The sequence below is a fragment of the Sphingobacterium spiritivorum genome (assembly GCF_016725325.1).
Taxonomy (GTDB): Bacteria; Bacteroidota; Bacteroidia; order Sphingobacteriales; family Sphingobacteriaceae; genus Sphingobacterium.
In genome coordinates this window covers 3856270-3876004 of record NZ_CP068083.1, presented here as the reverse complement: position 1 = coordinate 3876004, position 19735 = coordinate 3856270, and the positions used below count along the sequence as shown (strand labels likewise).

The window sequence follows — 19735 nt, the reverse complement described above, 5'->3', positions numbered from 1 at the left end:
TCCTCTTTTTTGGCTTAGACACTTCCTTTGACTTGCCCACAGCACTAAGATTCTCTCCTATAAAATTTTGCTTTACAGAATTTTCATCCTTATTTTTTAGCCGTTTAAAGAAGTATAAGAGGGATATAAGGGTTCATCTGAGGGTTCATCTGAGCCTCCATCCACTCCACAAAAAAAGTCTGCAAATATAATGTTTGCAGACTTTTTGTTTATATTCTTATATATTCACGTTTACATAGCGTTATCTAGTTCATATTTATATAAATCCATCTAGAACAGAATATAATAATTCTACAATATAATCTAAGCCTCCCCTCTTTCCTATTAAAGTCTCAAGCCAATAAGCCAACAAAAAGTCTTATATTGCTTCTCATAAAAACCATTAATTATGGTTTCCCGTAAAAACACATTCGCCAATAACCTTACTTTCGGAATTTAAACAACATTTTTAAATTCTATCAGACGCAAAAAGAATCTAAAATCATATTAAAATACTATATTAATGCTTTAATCCAAGTTTAATCAGGCGATCGGTTCACACATACAATGGCTCACAAAGATCAAATACAATTATTAGAATACTGGCGCAATACCCTGGCCGATGGCTCACGTGTAGAAATAAAGGTAGACAAAACCATACACCTGCATAATCTGCCTATTGACTATGCCAAAGGCTATGTGCCTTCAGCATCTGCAGCAACATTACTCGATGACGTTGAGAAAAAACAAAACGAAGCAAAAGGCCGATCAAACAAAAATGATCCGGATTGGGAAAGATTAGAAGAAACCAGTATCCTGATAGCCCCATTCAGAGTAAGCCCCGATCCGGAATACACCATATACTCCGGAGAAACAGGCATCAGTTATCCATTCTGGATCAGAGCCCTACTCAGCAGAAGCGGATTCTTAAAACCCGATGAAGACACCTTCCCTTACATTCCACGCATACATCTGGAGCCCCAGGTAAATGAAGCCGTAAATTTTATTTTTTCGGACGTAGATAAAATAGACAGCGCATTTGCCAGACCCTTTGCAGATGAAGCAGGATGGGCTGAATATTGGAAATATATTCAAGATTGTTTCCAACTGATTACCAGAATGCAACTACAGGAATATGTTTCAGAAAACCATACCGTCAGTTTCTCAAACACCATAGTTGCCCATGAAAACCTTACAGCTGCAGCAGACGGTATCATAAAACTATACGACTACCTGATCCGTGAAAAAAAAGTACCGCCGTTATTGGAAAAACTGGTAGACAGATCCAATACAAAACTAAGATCTTTATTAACCACCAACGACTTTGAAGACACATCTGCCACTCATCTTGGTCAGATGGCACATGCCTATCCCCTCTCCATTTCACAGAGAAAATCGCTTTACCACTTCCAAACCTTACAAAAAGGCGAAGTACTAGCCGTAAACGGCCCGCCCGGAACCGGAAAAACAACCCTATTACAAAGCATCGTAGCAAACGAAGTGGTACAAAGTGCCGTAAAAGGTCATGATCCCGCAGTAATAGTAGCCTGTTCCACCAACAATCAGGCAGTAACCAACATCATAGATAGTTTTTTCAGCGTGACGCAAAAACCGGGACTGTTGTATGAACGCTGGTTGCCAAATCTGAAAGGTTTTGGACTCTATTTGCCTTCACAAAGCAAAATAGTATCCGAAGGCATACCCCATCTAAAACGTGAAAAAGGCAGGCTGAGCGGAGCACATACAGATAAAGAAAATCCTAACTATCTGGCCAATGCAGAGCAAACCTATATTGAAAAATCTCAACGTTACCTTCAGCAAGAAGGACTGAATGTTTCGAACATCACCAAACAACTACAAGCCACGCTACAACATAAACAAAAAGAGCTTCAGGAGGGCATCAAACTATGGCAACAATACAAAACAATACCGATGCTCCTTCAAAAATTAGGAGCTACAACCTCCAGCGGTTTATTCTCAGGACAAAAATTAGACGAAAAAGCACTTGACCAAATAGAAGCAAACATTAAAGACATTGAACGAAAACTCAGCGATTATCTGGATCAGGAGTCATTCTGGATAAAACTCTTTTCATTTCTACGTTTTGTAAAAGAAAAAAGAGCCATCCGACTAAAACAATTATTCCGTGAGTGTCCGGTAAATTATGACACCGTAAACTTTTATAAAATCAGTTCCTTCCACCATTTTTTTGATGAAAAGCTGCAATTAATCCAACAAATCAAAAAGCTTTCACAAGCCTGGAAAAGCTGGAAACAAAACAATAATATTAAGTCCAATCCGCCCATAGACGACGAAGGATTTAAAATGGCCGAAAACAAAAAAAAAGAAACTTTCTTCTATGATGAACTGGAAATGGGATTAAAATACGACCTGTTTTACCTCGCCATCCATTATTGGGAAGGACGCTGGATCATGGCCACCAAAGACGTGATACTGGAAGATCGGGTGTACAGAAACGGAGAAAGAGATGCCCGGAAACGCTGGCAACGCTTTGCCATGTTGAGCCCCTGCTTTGTCTCCACATTTTTCATGGCGCCCAAATTCTTTTCCTACTCAAAACTTGTCAGAAACACAGAAATAGGAAGCGTCTGGGATACACCACCCCTACTGGACTACATAGACCTGCTAATTGTAGACGAAGCCGGACAAGTTTCGCCAGAGGTAGGTGCAGCCACTTTTGCATTGGCAAAAAGAGCCTTGGTAGTAGGCGACACATTACAAATAGAACCCGTATGGAACGTACCTGCCAAAGTAGACCATGCCAACCTACATCGATACAAAGTAATAACCGATATCAATGACCAGAAATCAATAGCTAATCTACAAAGCAAAGGTTTTCTCAGTAGTGCCTGTAGTATGATGCAACTCGCCCAGAAAACCACTCCATATCAATTATATCCCGAAATGGAACGCGGTATGATGCTCACCGAACACCGACGCTGTTTTGATGAAATCATTGAGTATTGCAACCGTCTTGCCTATCATGGTCTGTTGGAGCCTAAAAAGGGTTCGGCAAAAAATAGTCCGTTTGCCCCTATGCAATTTTATGCAGTTAGCGGGACCTCCGTAATCAGAGGCGGTACAAGTCGGGCAAATTCAGAAGAAGCCACTACCATAGCCCAATGGATACTCGCTAATCAGCAGCAATTACTTAGCCATTATCAGGACATCGAAAACAATACCGCAGCAAAAGAAAAAAGACCGCTAAAGACGCTTCGCATAGCGGATATAGTAGGTATAATCACCCCTTTTACGGGACAAAAACACGAACTAGCCCTCACGTTACGCCGTGCAGGAATTAACCTCTCCGGATTGACCATAGGCACCGTACATGCCTTACAGGGAGCAGAACGTCCCGTGGTTCTATTTTCCGCTACCTATGGTACTAATGATTTGGGTAAAAGCTATTTCTATGACAGAGGCGTCAACATGCTGAATGTGGCCGTATCTCGTGCAAAAGACGTTTTTATTCTATTCGGATGTAAAGAGATATTATCGCAAAACGCTACAACTCCATCAGGGCAGTTGTATCGGTATATTGAAAGTAAAATGTAATTATTGAAATTCACATCTGTTGAGTACAGGCAGTTTTAAATCTTTGTTATTTTATATTTAATTCAAAAATACCATTTAGGATTAAAATTTCAAACCGTCTAAGAATATAGGCAATAAGCATTCGAAAGAAATTTCTTCACGCTTACACACAAAATTTACTTAATTATCAAGTATTTACCTCTTTTTTACTTATATAGGTCACGAATTGGGTCACGATTTAAACAATCATTTATTACACTTAAGGAGTGTCTCAGCCTTATACTTATTATCAGATCCAAGTTTTAGCTTAAGGTTTTTGTTTACTTAGATTGTGATACTAACTTCACCAAAAGTGCACTTAGTATCACGACCACTATTGCCACATAATCTATCGCGGTTTTCAGAGAAGACATTAAAATTAATTGGTTTTTTACGATCCTCCCCAAAGAGGCCTTCTTGAAAATTTTTACCTTTTTACCAACTCTTCTACTCCCAAAGACACTCCCAACTGTATAATGATTAGTTAATGGTATAATACATCTGGATTTTGACCGATGGAAAGGAACTTGGCTTGCCCTGCAGAAGCAGATTGTTTGGTCCAATCCAATTAATTTCTTGTAATAAAGAATATGGAAATAAGTTTTTAGGGGATGTCCAATGACCATAATGAAGATAAAAGTCTTGTAATATGCTTATCGAATTTAAATTGAGAATTATGGAAAAGAAAAACAGGCATCGATATCCAAAACAGACAAAGGAAAATGTGGTGAGTGCCATAGTGAAGGGCGAGTTATGGCTTCATGAGGCCAAAGAGAAATTTAAAATTACCCATAGTAGGACAGTTATTTCCTGGCTAAGGGAATATCTGCATGAAAAAAACATAGATCAGAAAAAAGCAGATAAATAAGCTAACTATATCAAATCGGTCTGTTTGCTAACTTAAATAGGTTCACTATATTTCAAAGGGTTTTAATTAATTTTTATAAGACAGGCAAAATTGAGACCTGAAAAAGGGCCATCGTAAAATAACGAGGCCCTGAGAAACATTATAAATAATTTACCTGAATTTTGAAGAAACGATATTAGTATCCAAATATTTCACTGAGGCTGACTTTTTTGATATTACCTACACTTGAAATATCACTTTCTTTTAGGCTGCTCTCATCTCCTACAATACAATAGACATAAGGTTTATGGCTGATTTTATCAGCATGAAAAACTTTAAGATCATTGTAAGTAAGTGTTGGTATTTTTTCAAAAATGGCTCTCCTCGGGTCTTCAGAAAGACCGCGACGCTGTGCCTGCAAGTAGCTTGAAAGAATACTGGCACCTGTGATACGCTCACTTGCCAGTGATTTCAGCAGATTTTCACGAACAGATGCTACCCCTACCTTAGATTCAGGCAATTCATTTAGGAGCGTATTCATTCCATTCACCGCATCTTTAAACTTATCGGACTGTGTCCCGATATAGGCACTCATCATTTCATAATTTTCCTTCTTTTGAGGCTGTCCATAATAAGCATACGTTGAATAAGCCAAAGCTTTGGATTCGCGAAGGGTCTGAAAAACAATACTTCCAATCCCTGCACCAAAGTATCCGTTAAAAAAGGCTATTTCTGGCATCAGATGGCGGTCAAATACTCCAGTGTTTCGGATCCAAAACACCTCTGTCTGTTTCATTGGATAATGCGCAAACAACACCATATTAGCAGCTGTTGGCTTTTCTTTGAATTTTTCTCCCTTATCCATTTTGTAATATGCGCGATTGATGTTTTTTAACGGTTTCAGATTCTTCATCAGTTCGTTAACAGGCTGAGGACCATAATATAAAATACGCGGTTTGACATTTACCAGATTATGTAATACCGCTACCAGGTCTTCTGCTTTTAGCGCATCGAGTTCCGCATCTGTTAAGGTGAAATTAAAGGGATTCTTTTCTCCATATTGTGCATAAGCCTTTAATCCTTCCATAATAGCACCCTTATTTTCTTTTGCATTTTGCCGGATTTTTTTTAGGCGGTCAATGTAAGAGTTAAAAGCAGCTTCATCGGCTACACAATGATGGAGAAGGTCATGTAATAAATCAACAGATTCGTTAAAGTTACTGTTCAATCCGGAAATACTGATCATACTCTCTTCATCACCAGTGGAAACACTAAAGTCTGAAGCAAGCTTATAAAATTCACGGCTGAATTTTTCGCTGCTCCTGGTCTTTGTTCCTAAAAATTCAAGATAACCGGTAGCAAGATCCAATAGCTTATTGTCCCATTGACCAACATCGAACTGATAGCTCAGATTAAAAAGTTCATTCTCCTGATTAGTCACAGCCAGAACATCAAGATCCCGCAATTTGAATTTTGAGATATCTTGGTTAAAATCAATCCAACGGGGTTGTATAGGCTGCTCAGGCATCGCATTGATCTGCTTTAAAAAACCTGATTCTGCAAATTGGTTTACAGTAATTGGCGTTATTGCAGGCTTAATTACTTTTACCACGTCTGTATCGATACCCTGCCGTTTATAAACAGCAATATAATTGCGATCAGAAAGATACGTATTAGCAAATTGCATAATATCCTTCTTCGTTATTTTCGACAATCGCTCTGTGTAACCTACTTCGTTTGCCCAATCGAGTTCTGAAGTAAAACTGGACAATAAATCATAAACTACACCAAGACTACTTGCCCGTTTCCTCAGCTCGGATTTTTTCTCATTGTTGACAATTGAAATAATCAAATCTTCGGAAAAATCGCCATTCTGTAATTTATGGATTTCAGCCAATAACAGTTTTTTCACATCATCCAATGTCTGCCCTTCTATTGGATTACCCTGTAGTGTAAGTATTGAATAATCTTTTAGAATTTGAGGATATGCATCAGCACCTAATAGTTTCTGTGATTTTACCAGATTGATATCTATCAAGCCAGCTGCTCCGTTTGACAGCATGCTAGCAACAAGACTGAGCATTTCTGCATCCGCACTTGCGGCACCCGGAAAACGAAATCCCATCGTCAGGTACTCAGCGGATGGCCCGGTAATCGTTATGGAAACTGGATGAGTTATAGGTTGTTCTTTTTCGAAAATATATTCAGGAACAGGCTTGGAAATCATGTAACCAAAAGCATCATCAACTCGCCTGATCACTTCATTGGGATCAAAATCACCGGACATAATAATCGCCATATTATTGGGTACATAATACGTCTCATAATAATGCTGAATCGCTTTTAATGATGGATTTTTAAGATGCTCTACCGATCCCAAAACAGTTTGTTTTCCATAATTGTTGTTCGGAAAAATGGCTTCAAACATAGCCTCGCTTACTTTTCTATCATCTTTATCCAGGCTGATATTCTTCTCTTCATAGACAGATTCGAGTTCCGTATGGAACAGCCGCAAGACTGGATTTCGAAAACGCTCAGCCTGTACGCTCAGGTATTTATCAATGACATTATTAGGAATATCTTCAATGTACACTGTCTGCTCAAAAGAAGTAAAAGCATTACTACCTTTTGCCCCCATATTGCTCATGAGTTTATCGTATTCATTAGGCAGGGCAAATTTGGAGGCTTCCCCGGAAACCAGATCTATCTGCTTATAGATCGCATTTCGCTCTACCGAATCCGTACTATGATTATACTTTTCATAGAGTGCATAGATCTGATCCAGCAGAGGCTTTTCTTTATTCCAATCCAGACTGCCATACTTGTCCGTACCTTTGAAAAGCATATGCTCGAGATAATGTGCCAGTCCGGTGTGCTCTTTGGGATCGGTTTTACTTCCTGCTTTTGTTGCGATATAGGTCTGAATACGTGGTTGCTTCGTATTTTTACTCAGAATAACCGTTAATCCGTTTTTTAATGTATAAAAACGTGATTGGGTAGGATCGTTACTGACATACCTGTAGTCATAACCTCCAGAAGAGGCAGTTTTCCATTGATAACGGGATTGCGCCCACATGGAATCAGCGAATAAGAATACAAAAGCACATAAAAGTAAAGCTTTATAGTAAATATTGGATTTCCTTATCATTCGAGTATTATTTTATTATTTTGCTCAATTCCTTTTCAATATCCTCTCCGCGTAGATCCTGTGCGATAACAATACCTTCCGGATTGATCAGGAAATTACGTGGTATCGCGCTGACGCCATATTTTAGGGCGGCATCATTTTTATATCCTTTTAGATCGCTTAACTGCACCCAGGACATTTTGTCCTCTTTGATTGCTTTTAGCCAATGCTCTTTTTTGCTGTCAATTGAAACTGCCACAACTTCAAAATTTTTGTCTTTATACTTTTGATAGATTTCATTTAGGAACGGCATTTCAGCACGACAGGGACCGCACCAGCTAGCCCAAAAATCAAGCAGCACAAACTTGCCTTTAAAAGACGACAGCGAAACTGGTTTTCCACTGTCATCGTCCATTACAAAATCAATAGCATGATTTCCAATCGCAACAGTTTTTTGTGCATTTAACTGTGTTTGAAGTGTTTTTGCTAATGACAAGCTACGGACACGCGGACTCAATTTATTGAAACGTTCTTCAAATTTTGGATTCTCCACACCCATTTGATCATTGACAACAATAAGACTGGCAAAAGAATTGGGGTTCGCATCAAGGAACTTCAGTTCAGCATCTTCTACGGCTTTGGCTGCATTACTATATTTTGGACCAAGGTCTTTGTTTGCCTCCCTGTTACCAGCTGCAGCATTTTCCATCATCTGTTTTGAAATGGCAAGTGCTTTATTTTTAAGCGGCTTCACAATATCCGATAGAACCAGATAGTCGGTCTGGACAGGACCACCTGTGATGCGGGCTTGTTTTATATTGGGCCCGGTAACCTGGAAATCTGCATTTTGAAGCATAAATTCCTGCTGATCCAGTTTATGATAGTTTTTCCAGTCCAGGGGATCCAGTTCTTTTCCAACAGCGGTCATATGCAAATCAGCACTGACCATATCACTGGCCAATGTACCTTTCAATATAAAATTACCATCCTTGACATACGTTGAATCTACGATAAACTCTTTAAGGCCATTCGGATTACTATAGCGTAAAAAGACTTTATAGCCTTCATAATCACCAGCTAACTTTCCCTGAATTGAAAAACTTTCTTGTGCATTGGCATAACATGCCGTAAGACTTATTAATATGGTTACGATTAACTTTCTCATATCTTAATATTTATTGAAATGTGATCTATTATGGGTTGCTTTTAGATACCAATACTTCCGTTAACTTTTCCTCCAGCGCTTGATGCTTCAGCTCAATGGCAATGATATTTCCCTCCGGGTCAATCAAAAAATTCTGTGGGATGCCTGTTACACCATATTGCAAGGCCGCTGCATTACGCATTCCTTTCAGATCGCTCAATTGTATCCAGGGCAATCCATCTTGCGCAATAGCCTCTAACCAAGGCTCACGTTTACTATCCAGCGAAACAGCAATAATTTCGAAGTTGTACTCTTTAAACTTCTCGTAAGCTTTAACCATATCGGGATGCAGATCACGGCAAGGGCCGCACCAGCTTGCCCAAAAATCTAGCAGCACATATTTGCCTTTGAATGAAGATAGCCTGACAGGACGCCCCTGTGTATCATTCATCTCAAAATCCAAAGCTGGTTTGCCAACTGTAACTTTCTTCGACGCTTTTAGCTGGATATCGAGTTCGCGACCCATATCGGTATTTTTTATACGATCAGTCAGAGTATTGAACAGTGACTCAAACTCAGGATTAGAGATACCCCCATTAAACAGAAGTAAATAAAGACTGACATAAGAATCCGGATGTGTCAGGATAAAATCTTTTTGTATCTTTTTTCTGGCCTCATTAAAATCAGGTGCCTCAGCACGCAATTTCGCTATTGCTACTGTATCATTGGTTCTATGAAACTGCTGCATTTTTTCTGAGAAAGATTTCATCTGTTCGTCTGGTTCTTTTGTTTGTTCTTTATACAATTGAAGATCAGCTTGTGCCGTAGTCCCGGTTATCCTTGCGGTCTTCATATTTTCGCCTTTGACCACAAATGCTTTATTTTCCAACATAAAATCCTGTTGATCAATCTCATAAAACCTTCTCCAATCGCCAGGATCGATTTCTTTTCCCACAACACTCATAGTCAAATTGGCCCTCGTCAGGTCTCTGGCTAATTTTCCCTGAAAGGAAAAAACACCATTCTTAACGAGTGTGGAATCTCTGATTTTATCCTTAACCCCTGAAGGATTCGGGTATTCGAGGATTACTTTTTTCCCTTCGTGGTTTCCGGTAAGCTTTCCTTTAATGGAAAAACTTTCCTGTCCATTGGCGCATAGCGCTGCCAGGCTAACTAATGTAGCTGTTAAATTTTTTTTCATTACACTTGATTTTAGCTAAATTTTTAAATCATTTATTTCACTATGGATTATTCTGCATACCGGGATTCTGATCCATTACCTTTTGTGGAAACCGAAGTACCATGCGTTCGGGTTTTAAATCATAGGTAGCCATGACTGCTCCCGTTTCGCTATAGAGCCTATGCGTATAATGGATATCACTGAATAAAGGGTCAACAGATAAACGGCGCATATCAAACCAACGATAGCCGCTGAGTGCGAATTCGCGGACACGCTCTGACAGAATAAATTTGAGCAATGCCAATTGTTGCCCTGCAATGGATGCCGGGACAAGGGCATTTGCTTCAGGCATCCTGTTCTTGCGCAACGCTTCCACATCGAGCCTTGCACCAGCCAAATCGCCCATCCTCGCCTTACATTCTGCCCGGAGCAAATACAGATCAGGCAGCACAACTCCATACTGAAAAGTAGTTGGCCCCATTTTCCGAAGTAGACCTGTCGGATAAGCTGGTCCATAATTTGCGGACGCGGAGTAGAATTTTAACCGGAGATCAGCGGAATCAAACAATGCAACTGTCGGCTTGTCGATGACCAGTTCATTATAGATAAAAGTCCAGAAATTACTAGACTGCTTATTATATAAGATCTCCCGATTGTTTGCTGTATTTGGATAATTAGGCCCATAAATACCCATTGGTAAAAACTCACCGCCAGGAGCCAGAGTTTTATTGTAATCATACAGGGCGATGGGAATAGCAGAATTATTCACAGCAAGCAGCGAAGCATTTAAATGCGGTAAGGCCAGGTCCGGTTTTCCCATAAAGAGATATACCTTGCCCAACAGACCCTCAGCCGCAGCCTGGGACATCCGCAGGGAATGCGTCGTTCGAGCCGGTAAATGGGGAATTGCCTTGACCAGATCATCGACAATAAAATCATAGACTTCGTGGACGGTAGCTCTGGTAAATTTCGTTTCGGTGACATCTGCCTTAGTTATAATCGGATAGCCCGGATCTGTTGCTGCCGTACTGCTACTATAGGGTTTAGCAAAATAGTTGACCAGCAAAAAATATGTCCATGCTCTTCCAGCCATTGCTTCAGCGGCTATCGATTGTTTCTGCTGTTCGGTCCCATCCGTGGCCGCAGGCAATTCATTTATAATCTTGTTATAGGTATAAATATTTCTCATCGGCATATCCATTTCTATCGCATCCTGATCGCGTTGGTAAATCACATCCTCCCAGCGGAAAAGCCGCTGTGTCCTTTGATCAGAACCATCAAAATAAGGTTGTACCGCAGCTATTTCATCACTCATAATCACTTGAGAGCTGGTACTTATATTGGAAAGATCCAGGTTGTTGAGCAGCAAGTCATAATCGGCCACCTTTTGTGCAATAAGGCGCCCCTTAGGGGTGACTTCCAGAAAGTCCTTTTTACAGGAACATACAAGAGCAACAAAAGCCATCAGGGCTATTCCTGTTTTATGTTTATTTTTCATTGTCATCTGTACTTTAAATTAAAATTTTACATTCACGCCGAATGAGACGGTTCCCTGATTGAATCGCATGCTGCGTATTCCTGAGGCTGCATCTATAAATTCTGGATCTATATCATCTTTATTGGCTTTCCACAGCATGAGGTTGGATAACTGCATACGCAGGGTAATCTGCTGCGTGTGTAGCCTTTCCAGTAGAGAAGAAGGCAGACTATAGGCTAAAGTAATGTCCCGAAGTTTGATATAAGAAGCACTTACCACATTTAAATCGCCATAAGTATAATACCCTACATCCCGTCTCGTAAAACTCAATGAGGAATTAGAGACATAAGAAGGGATCGAGGTAAGCAGCTCATCACCCGGCTGTTTCCACCTGTTGGCAAAATCACTGTGCAGATTTCCACTTGTAAGTCCTGCCCGAAGAGCATCCGAATGATAAAGCCGATATGTGTAGACCGTATTGACATCTTTGCGCATCACATGCCCCAGATTGAAGATTGCATTCGCACTCAGGCTCAACCCATTATAGGAAATGATATTCGACAAACCACCACTCCACACAGGCTGAAAGGTTCCTTTGAAAGAAACATCGTCCGCGGCGGCAGCATCACGTTCGGTTGTGACCGTCCCATCCGCAAGACGAATTCTGGGATCGCCAAGTTCGTTCAGACCGGCAAAGTTGTAAGCAAATAACGCGAAGGCGGGAAATCCTTCCACATAGTTTTGCCAGATACGGTTCATACTGGAGAAAACAGCCGATTCATCATTCAATTTAGTTACCATATTCTTATTGTAAGCAAGATTCACTACAGTGCTCCATCGAAATTTCCCTTTTGAAATGTTTAAGGTATTCAGATTAAGTTCGATTCCTTTATTCACCATATCTCCCAGATTACCTACAATACTGGAATAGCCGCTGAAGGCATTGGTAGGCAATACACCAAGCATATCGGTAGTGGATTTTTTGTAAAGATCCAGCGTACCGCTGATACGATTGTTGAATGTTGCAAAATCAACCCCTAAATTTATATTTCGGGTACTCTCCCAAGTAAGCTTTGAATTGGATGGTGTAGCAATAACGACCCCGGTTCTATTGGGCAGGAAACCATTTTGGACGGCGCGTAAAATATCCTGCGAGGCCGCAATCCCAGGATCGGGAGAGTTACCGGTCAAACCATAAGTCGCCCGCAAGGCAAGATTATCCAGCCATTTTGTATCGGCCATAAAAGACTCGCTACTTAAGATCCATTTGCCGCCAATGCTCCAGACAGGTCTGTTTTGTGCCGACTTATCCAATCCAAATAAATTACTTCGGTCCACACGAAAGCTTCCGTTTAAAGCATATCTATGTTTATAGGTATAGGCGAGATTAGCATAATAGGAAATAAACCGGGTCAAGCGCTCGCTCTGAAGAAAATTATCATTGCTCAAAAGACTGCGGTTACCAAAATTTGGCATGACCGGATTTCCTACTCCTGTGATACCAAGCGTAGCATAGTCGATGGCACCATAAGTCTGTAGTAATTCATTATAGCCCCGCACTGTACTGCCATTTGTATTTATCAGTGCTTCCTGCACCTCCTGCCCGGCCAAAGCTGTTAATTGATGTTCATCCTCATTCCAATTTTTAGTATAACTCAATAAGTTCCTGACCGTCCAGCTCTGTCTATGCTGATTACTAATCGTGTACTTCCCTCCACTAGTGGGTAGGTAGTAAATTGGGGTGGATTGGGCTGTAGGTGCGACAGTAAATTGCACGAGTTCATTCCTCACCTGGTAACTTTTGGCATCATCATACTCCTCGGTTTTACTCGTACCTTTTGTGAACCCATACGTTCCCTCAAATTTTAACCCATCCCATAACTTAATACTTGTATTTAGCACATTACGGCTCAGGAAATTGCTCCCACGGTTATAACCATAATTGACTTCTTCTAAAGGACTGTAATTCAAATTAATACGGCTTCGTTGTTCAAAATCAGCTCTGACTTCTTCACTTAACGAACCCATATAGGGTATGGACAGGTTTACACCGTTATGATCTTGCAGCAATTGATACGGATAGAAATTGTAATCAGCCATCACATTTCGTTTGCTGCTGTTAACGCCATAGGTCAGATCACTGATCAGATTGACCTGCATAAATTTTCCTATCTGTACATCCTGCCGTAGATTTAGTTTATAAGTGTTATCCTTCGCACCAGGGTAATTACTGACCAAACCGGTATAAGCTCCTGACCCGTAAAAAGAATAGATATCTCCCCCTTTTGACATCGATAACGTATGATTCATCAATGAAGCATTTCGATAAGCAAGATCTTTAATCTGCGACCTGTTGTCCAATGCGGATAGACTGTCCAAACTTGCTTTGGCCATTGCCGGGCTGATCAAACCTCTTGACAAATCATACTGAATCCTTTGATGAGGTGCTATTCCACTGCCTCCTGATGTATAAGGAAATACAGTTTCCCAGGGATAGATTTCCGGATCAAATGTCTCGATAGCGGCCTGGATAAATTCAGGGCTGTTCAGTGTCTTAAAATAAGCCAGATCGGGTTTGCCCTGAAAATTGATAAATGCGTCATAGGTAATCTTCAGTTTGCCATCAGGAGTGCCTTTTTTTGTGGTAATGACAATCACCCCATTAGAGGCTCTTGCCCCCCAGATGGATGCTGCAGTTGCATCTTTCAAAACGGTCACGTCCGCTACATCCTGTGGATTAATACTCGAAACATCATCAATAGGTATACCATCTACAACATATAGCGGATTTCTATTGGTACCAATATAAGCTGGATCATTGGGTCCCCCATTTTTATTACGCACACCAATGGTCGAAAGTCCTCGGATTAAAAATGGGTTTTGGCTTGCACCGGGCGAATTATTGACGGTCAGACCAGCTACTAAACCATCCAGACGCTGCAAGATGTTCATGCTTCCGGTCCGGTTTTCGAGAATAGTCATATTAGGCTTGGCGTAGGATCCGGCACTACGTTCTTTGGAAATCGTCTGATAGCCCGTATTGATGACCTGAACTTCCTCCAGTACCCCTACAACTTTCTGCATCTTGATCTGTCCGATATTGGAAGATGCCGATACCCTCCTTGGTTCGAACCCCACATAGGATATTAGTAAAGTTGCTTTTTCGTCAACGTCTTTGAGTGTAAATTCACCATTTGTATTGGTTCTTGTGGAATGCGTGCCCCCTATCACAGAAATAGAGGCATCCGGCAGTGGCCTGCCATTTTCATCCACAACTTTTCCGGTGATGTCAATCGGATTATTTGAGCCGGAAAAAAGATCGCTCGCTTCTTCCGGAGGTTTTCTTTTAGCCGTTTTTTCAGCGTTTAGAGAAACCTGTTTGGAGCTTGCGTCATGTGTGCTCGTAATCACGACCGATTTACCCTCAATTGAAAAGCTGAGATTTCGACCTTTAACAATGGATTGTAAGGCCTGAGTAAGGCCTACATTTTTCAGCTCCACGTTGATCGATCGATGTTGTTGTAAAATATCTTTATCTAACAAAAAGTCATATCCCGTCTGCTGTCGCATCTGTTTTACTACCCTTTCCAAAGTAGCATTTCGCTCCGATATCGTAACATGCTGCGCATACGTAGCCCCATAGGTATGCATTAATAAACATGTCATGATAAAAAAGATTAATTTCATAATCAACAATAATTTAGGTGATGACCGCTTGTGGTAAAAAATACCCAATAGCGCATTTTTTTTCATACTTTTGTCTTGGTTAGATGGTTCATAACTGATTTGTGTTGTTTGTCTTTAAATGGCATTTTCAGGTCCTGCATCATTTTTCCACATATCCGCGAGGTGGTAGGACACCTTGCGGTCTTTACAGAACTCATAATAAAATTTTAATTGGTCACTATAATTGTCCTTTCTTTAATTTTAAATTTCACCTTATTTGTTCTCTCAATTTGTCGTAACGTTGTGATCAGGTCATTTGACCTGGAGATGAATCCCCATAACTTCAGTTCTTTGGTCGTATTTTCCGTAAATTGTACTTCCATATTGTACCAATGTCCCAGGGATAACATGACTTCGGAAAGTTCCCCATCGATTTTAAAATATCCATTTTTCCAGGCAAGTATATCTTCGGTATCTTGCTCGTGAACGTCAATATTACCGAGCCGGTTAACGGCCTGTTCACCGGGTCTGATCGTCTGCTCACCTTTGGCTGTTACCACATTGACCCGACCCTCCACAAGTGTAGTCCGGACAAGTCCTTTAGATTCTGAATATGCATTGACATTAAAATGGGTTCCGAGAACGCGCACCTGTTGTGATGCTGTCGCAACAATAAACGGACTATGGTTCTTACTAATCTCAAAATAGCCCTCACCTACTAGCTTAACAATACGTTTTTTACCATTCCCAAGATCAGAACCAAAGGTCAGACTGGATCCTGCATTAAGCCAGACTTTGGAACCATCCGGCAAAACAATCTGGTAGGTTTCACCATTTCTTGTTGTAATGATATTGTTGATGGCTTCGTCTTCATTTTTTATTACAGTATTCGGGCTGTAAACAACCACTCCCTCCGCATTCTTAGAAATTGTTATCCCTTGTTTACTCAAGAGTTGCCCCACTTTAGCGTTAGATAGATCTATCACCGAACCGTCCGACATCGTCAGAGTTGCTCCGGACTCCCCTGCCTTAATTTCCGGACCAGCGTATTCGTCTACCGTGTACACCTGTTGTTTTTCATATATTTTATAAATTCCAATACTCCCAATAATGATTAAGATAGCGGCTGCATAAGCAATCCACCGTCGCTTTGGCAACATTTTTACAGGACGCTGTGGTTGTTGGTTAATTGCATTCCACATCTCCGACTTTATCCGTATAAAATCTTCCGGGGAATCAATTGCAGATTCTCCCATACGGCTGAAAGCATACCATTCTTCGACAACACATCTTTCTTTATGTGTTGCTGTGCCCGAAAGATATTTTTTCACAAGTTGTGCTCCAAGTTCCTTTTCCATAGTCGAAATGAAGATTTATAACCGTTTACTAATATTATACAGTTAAGAAAAGCTTTGGGAGTAGAAGAATTAAAAAAAAAATAAAAGTTTGTTAATAATAAGGATATGGAAAATATTAGAGGCTTAGCTACCTCGCATAAAGACCAACAGCAAGACCCCGAGAGAATGATAATCGGAGAGTCTGACTTTTAGAATTTTAAGCGCATTCTGTACTTGTTTTTTCACTGTGGATTCGCTCACATTAAGTCTTTCCGCAATTTCCCGGTGTGACAGATCTTCCAATCTGCTTAATTCAAACACCTCCCGCATCTTCGTTGGTAGTTTTGCGATTTCATCTGTGATCAAAAGCATGAGATCCTTTTCATCTAACATTTCAAGTGTTTCATCGCTTACTTGCAGGCTATACTTCCCGATTTCAGCCAAATAATCGCTCTTTGTTTTTCCCCTTTGGATATAGTTCAGTACCCTGTTGCGCGAGGCGACATATAAGTAGGAAGAAATACCGACATTATCTCTGATGAGATCTGACTTCTCCCAGATTGAGGTAAATAGATCCTGTACGAGATCTTTAGCAGCATTCTCATCACGAAGCATTTGGTTGACCTTATAATAGATCATCATGCTGTATCGATCGTAAATTTCGGCAAACGCCTCCCGATCCCTTTGCTTGAGCAAAGAAACAAGATCACTATCAGTCAAAACTTTATATTTGTCCATTTAAATTACAGAACCGCATGAAAAAATACGGGACATTAAACAACATAGGAAATATCAAAATTTGTTTATGTACTACAATAGTAGGAAAATAATATAAAATAAGTTTGATTTTTGCAATTTTAATGTTTTAGATATGGTCCTGAGTAACATCACTATGACGGTATTTTGTTTTCATAAAAAGTTTAAATAAACAGATATAACCAAGCTTTTTTATTATATTACAACAAAGTAAAACAACGATTCGATTCCTAATATTTTAAAAACAATGCTGTGTACTATAATGGGCAAGTTAATGTACAATCCAGACTTGATCTATTGAAGAGACGCCATAAAAATTTATAATATGACTAAATCACTCCTCCTCTTCTTAATCCTGATACTGGGGTACACATGTTCTTTTGCTCAGGAAAATAATGAAAAACTTATAAAATCATTTTTAAAGGATATTTATGAAACAGAAACTATTACTGATACATTTTTAGACCACTACTTTACTCAAGGCATTGATCCTGCTAAAAAAGAAAAGATTATTAATAATCTGACGAATCTAAGGAGCACAATCGTCCAAACAATTGATAAAGAAAAACTTCCCTCTCTGGAAGTAAAGAGCCCTTCTATAAAATCAGAAAATCCCAATGCTAACACAAAACCTTTTGTAATTCCATTAAATGCAGATTACAGTCTGGGATTTTGGGTGGGTGATAACAAAATCAAAACGATTCTATGGTTAAAACCGTCCGATTTTTCGACCACAATTTACTATGATGTAAACATGTAACAGATTAGACATGAAATAAATAATACAAATCCCCGTTATGATATCAGGCGACTAAGCTTTGCACCTGCCGGGCAGAAATAAATCTAACTGGCACAAACAAAGTAAGTTTCTAGATGTTAAGTAATTATGGGCTTTCAAAGTTTGGAAATCAGAGAGCTAAAAACATATTTCGAATCGCATAAAATACCGTATGAAATAATGTTGCCGAAGAACGTTCATATACGTGACGTTAAAGGTTTTATCAATGTATGTTTTGAATACATTGAGGATTGGGGAGTAGAGCTAGAAAAATGTCCATTATGGATAAAGTTATTAGAGATTAAAACGATTCTAGATTCTTCAAAATAATAAATCAGAAGATGCGAGGTTTATTTATGTAAAATAATCAGCGGGATTAATGTCCCGCTTTTTTATTTACACTACTTCTTACACCTTACAAAAGACTTCAGAAGGAAATAGCACAGTTGCTCATTTATGAAGATGTGATGAGAAAAAGCAATCCGGTAAACGGAACAGTTTTTGTTAATTCCTATGGAAAAACAGAAATGACTTTAACGCCCTATTTTTTACTTCTTTTCCACTTATCTTTTCTCCCGCATAGTAATAGCCACATTGTACAGCAGAAACCCGGTATACAAAAAAAATGGAAGATCGTTTCGGAAGAAATTACGTATCTGAATCCTGATCACAGTAGAAATGACAGTCTCAGGGGCAGAACTGATTATTCAAGGTCTGAAAAGGACACTATACACTTTCTTGTGGATGGTAAATTCAATTCAGTCGATGGGAACGGATCTTACACTTTATCGGGAGATTCGATACACATGAATATAGGAGAGGAAAAATCTTCTTTCGCATACCAAGTATCAGATTCGACCCTCACCATGAGTCAGGATTATAAAACACCATCTTATCTGAGAAGAGTGACACTTCATTTGAAAGTCCTCCAAAAATAAAAATCAGTATATAAAAAAAGCGAGGCTTAAAGCCACGCTTTTTTTATACAAATCACTGTATTAAATATAGTTAACAACTATAAAAGATAATAATCAATCATGATCACCGAAATATCCTTTTTTCCTCTCTACCAGCAAAAAGACAAGCGTTAAAGCTGAAGACAAGCAACTGCTGATAAGTATCCATTTTAGATCGACACTATCATCCCAGAAATAGGACAGCAGATAACTTACTGCAAAAAAGACAAGAAAAAAGATGAAGATATATACAAAATTTCTCATATGATCAGACTATTTTCAAGTCATTAAGATATATAATTTTTATTGGATTTTCGGATCTAGTTTTAACCACCATAATTATAAGGTGCAGAAAACTCCCCATCAGTAACAGTGATCAGACTGTTGTCATCTCCTTTCAGCACGCCACTGAATTTACCTTTTACACCCCAGTCACTTAAGCTTGTAATCGTGAGTTTAAACGAAGTACCCTCTGTACGTCCCCCACTCCAGGTAGAAGTTCCGGTGTTCGTATTGCCGTTATAGTTTTGTACAAAATAATTCGCATCCAGTTCAGGAACTAAACCTCCGGCCACTTCATATGTTTTTTCCTGAGCTCCTTCCGGAAGTACCAGACTAAATCCAAATCCGGGCGATCTTGCTATATCATCATTTTCTCTACCAGCCACCACGACAAAATGAATCAGTTTTTCAGATGGCGGATCATTTGCATTCACATGAAAAGCAAACTCTTTCAATTTACCATTGAATTTACAGCGCAGAAATACATCCTGATTATCATTATCAGGTTTACTATCACTTTTTGAACAACCCACAGACAGAGCTAAGACGGAAATAACGGAAAGCAGAAAGAAAAACTTATTTTTCATATTTTTAAATTAGATGTTAATTGTT

At 39.6% G+C, this 19735-nt stretch carries 13 protein-coding genes; 5 read left to right on the top strand and 8 right to left on the bottom strand.

The window, feature by feature from the left end; genetic code table 11:
* Positions 1 to 546 precede the first annotated feature (546 nt).
* Positions 547 to 3555, top strand: coding sequence for an AAA domain-containing protein (locus I6J02_RS16235; protein ID WP_201678880.1), 3009 nt, complete (start codon positions 547 to 549; stop codon positions 3553 to 3555).
* A gap of 694 nt (positions 3556 to 4249) precedes the next feature.
* On the top strand, positions 4250 to 4441 hold the full coding sequence (locus I6J02_RS16230; protein ID WP_201678879.1) for a hypothetical protein: 192 nt from the start codon (positions 4250 to 4252) through the stop codon (positions 4439 to 4441).
* 175 nt (positions 4442 to 4616) lie between these two features.
* Here the strand turns inward: I6J02_RS16230 and I6J02_RS16225 are convergent, their stop codons facing one another.
* The 7 genes from I6J02_RS16225 to I6J02_RS16195 form a co-directional block, all read right to left on the bottom strand.
* Positions 4617 to 7568 (bottom strand): M16 family metallopeptidase, encoded by a 2952-nt coding sequence (locus tag I6J02_RS16225; RefSeq protein WP_201678878.1) that lies wholly within the window; start codon positions 7566 to 7568, stop codon positions 4617 to 4619.
* A 7-nt stretch (positions 7569 to 7575) separates the two neighbouring features.
* The gene (locus I6J02_RS16220) at positions 7576 to 8712 is read right to left on the bottom strand and encodes a TlpA disulfide reductase family protein (RefSeq protein WP_201678877.1); all 1137 of its coding nucleotides are present in this window, start codon (positions 8710 to 8712) and stop codon (positions 7576 to 7578) included.
* A 28-nt stretch (positions 8713 to 8740) separates the two neighbouring features.
* Complete coding sequence (locus I6J02_RS16215; RefSeq protein ID WP_201678876.1) at positions 8741 to 9892, bottom strand: TlpA disulfide reductase family protein; 1152 nt, start codon at positions 9890 to 9892, stop codon at positions 8741 to 8743.
* A gap of 40 nt (positions 9893 to 9932) precedes the next feature.
* On the bottom strand, positions 9933 to 11369 hold the full coding sequence (locus tag I6J02_RS16210; RefSeq protein WP_201678875.1) for a RagB/SusD family nutrient uptake outer membrane protein: 1437 nt from the start codon (positions 11367 to 11369) through the stop codon (positions 9933 to 9935).
* Positions 11370 to 11387: 18 nt separating this feature from the next.
* Positions 11388 to 15014, bottom strand: a complete 3627-nt coding sequence (locus tag I6J02_RS16205) for a SusC/RagA family TonB-linked outer membrane protein (RefSeq protein WP_201678874.1) — start codon at positions 15012 to 15014, stop codon at positions 11388 to 11390.
* Positions 15015 to 15241: 227 nt separating this feature from the next.
* Positions 15242 to 16372, bottom strand: coding sequence for a FecR family protein (locus I6J02_RS16200; RefSeq protein ID WP_201678873.1), 1131 nt, complete (start codon positions 16370 to 16372; stop codon positions 15242 to 15244).
* Positions 16373 to 16495: 123 nt separating this feature from the next.
* A complete protein-coding gene (locus I6J02_RS16195) occupies positions 16496 to 16993 on the bottom strand; it encodes an RNA polymerase sigma-70 factor (protein WP_236582046.1) in 498 nt (165 codons plus the stop codon).
* Positions 16994 to 17432: 439 nt separating this feature from the next.
* Between I6J02_RS16195 and I6J02_RS16190 the strand changes: the two genes are divergently transcribed.
* From I6J02_RS16190 to I6J02_RS16185, 3 genes are all read left to right on the top strand, one after another.
* On the top strand, positions 17433 to 17867 hold the full coding sequence (locus I6J02_RS16190; protein WP_201678871.1) for a hypothetical protein: 435 nt from the start codon (positions 17433 to 17435) through the stop codon (positions 17865 to 17867).
* Positions 17868 to 17993: 126 nt separating this feature from the next.
* Positions 17994 to 18215, top strand: coding sequence for a DUF6965 family protein (locus I6J02_RS21960; protein WP_411028011.1), 222 nt, complete (start codon positions 17994 to 17996; stop codon positions 18213 to 18215).
* A 137-nt stretch (positions 18216 to 18352) separates the two neighbouring features.
* The gene (locus I6J02_RS16185; RefSeq protein ID WP_201678870.1) at positions 18353 to 18823 is read left to right on the top strand and encodes a hypothetical protein; all 471 of its coding nucleotides are present in this window, start codon (positions 18353 to 18355) and stop codon (positions 18821 to 18823) included.
* A 344-nt stretch (positions 18824 to 19167) separates the two neighbouring features.
* Here the strand turns inward: I6J02_RS16185 and I6J02_RS16180 are convergent, their stop codons facing one another.
* The gene (locus I6J02_RS16180; protein WP_201678869.1) at positions 19168 to 19710 is read right to left on the bottom strand and encodes a hypothetical protein; all 543 of its coding nucleotides are present in this window, start codon (positions 19708 to 19710) and stop codon (positions 19168 to 19170) included.
* Between the last annotated feature and the right edge of the window lie 25 nt (positions 19711 to 19735).

Coding starts and splice junctions, on each gene's coding strand:
- I6J02_RS16180 (WP_201678869.1), bottom strand. CDS start 19,710: ATGAAAAATAAGTTTTTCTTTCTGCTTTCCGTTATTTCCGTCTTAGCT.
- I6J02_RS16210 (WP_201678875.1), bottom strand. CDS start 11,369: ATGAAAAATAAACATAAAACAGGAATAGCCCTGATGGCTTTTGTTGCT.
- I6J02_RS16225 (WP_201678878.1), bottom strand. CDS start 7,568: ATGATAAGGAAATCCAATATTTACTATAAAGCTTTACTTTTATGTGCT.
- I6J02_RS16195 (WP_236582046.1), bottom strand. CDS start 16,993: ATGATGATCTATTATAAGGTCAACCAAATGCTTCGTGATGAGAATGCT.
- I6J02_RS21960 (WP_411028011.1), top strand. CDS start 17,994: ATGGGCTTTCAAAGTTTGGAAATCAGAGAGCTAAAAACATATTTCGAA.
- I6J02_RS16230 (WP_201678879.1), top strand. CDS start 4,250: ATGGAAAAGAAAAACAGGCATCGATATCCAAAACAGACAAAGGAAAAT.
- I6J02_RS16220 (WP_201678877.1), bottom strand. CDS start 8,712: ATGAGAAAGTTAATCGTAACCATATTAATAAGTCTTACGGCATGTTAT.
- I6J02_RS16205 (WP_201678874.1), bottom strand. CDS start 15,014: ATGACATGTTTATTAATGCATACCTATGGGGCTACGTATGCGCAGCAT.
- I6J02_RS16185 (WP_201678870.1), top strand. CDS start 18,353: ATGAGAAAAAGCAATCCGGTAAACGGAACAGTTTTTGTTAATTCCTAT.
- I6J02_RS16215 (WP_201678876.1), bottom strand. CDS start 9,892: ATGAAAAAAAATTTAACAGCTACATTAGTTAGCCTGGCAGCGCTATGC.
- I6J02_RS16190 (WP_201678871.1), top strand. CDS start 17,433: ATGACTAAATCACTCCTCCTCTTCTTAATCCTGATACTGGGGTACACA.
- I6J02_RS16235 (WP_201678880.1), top strand. CDS start 547: ATGGCTCACAAAGATCAAATACAATTATTAGAATACTGGCGCAATACC.
- I6J02_RS16200 (WP_201678873.1), bottom strand. CDS start 16,372: ATGGAAAAGGAACTTGGAGCACAACTTGTGAAAAAATATCTTTCGGGC.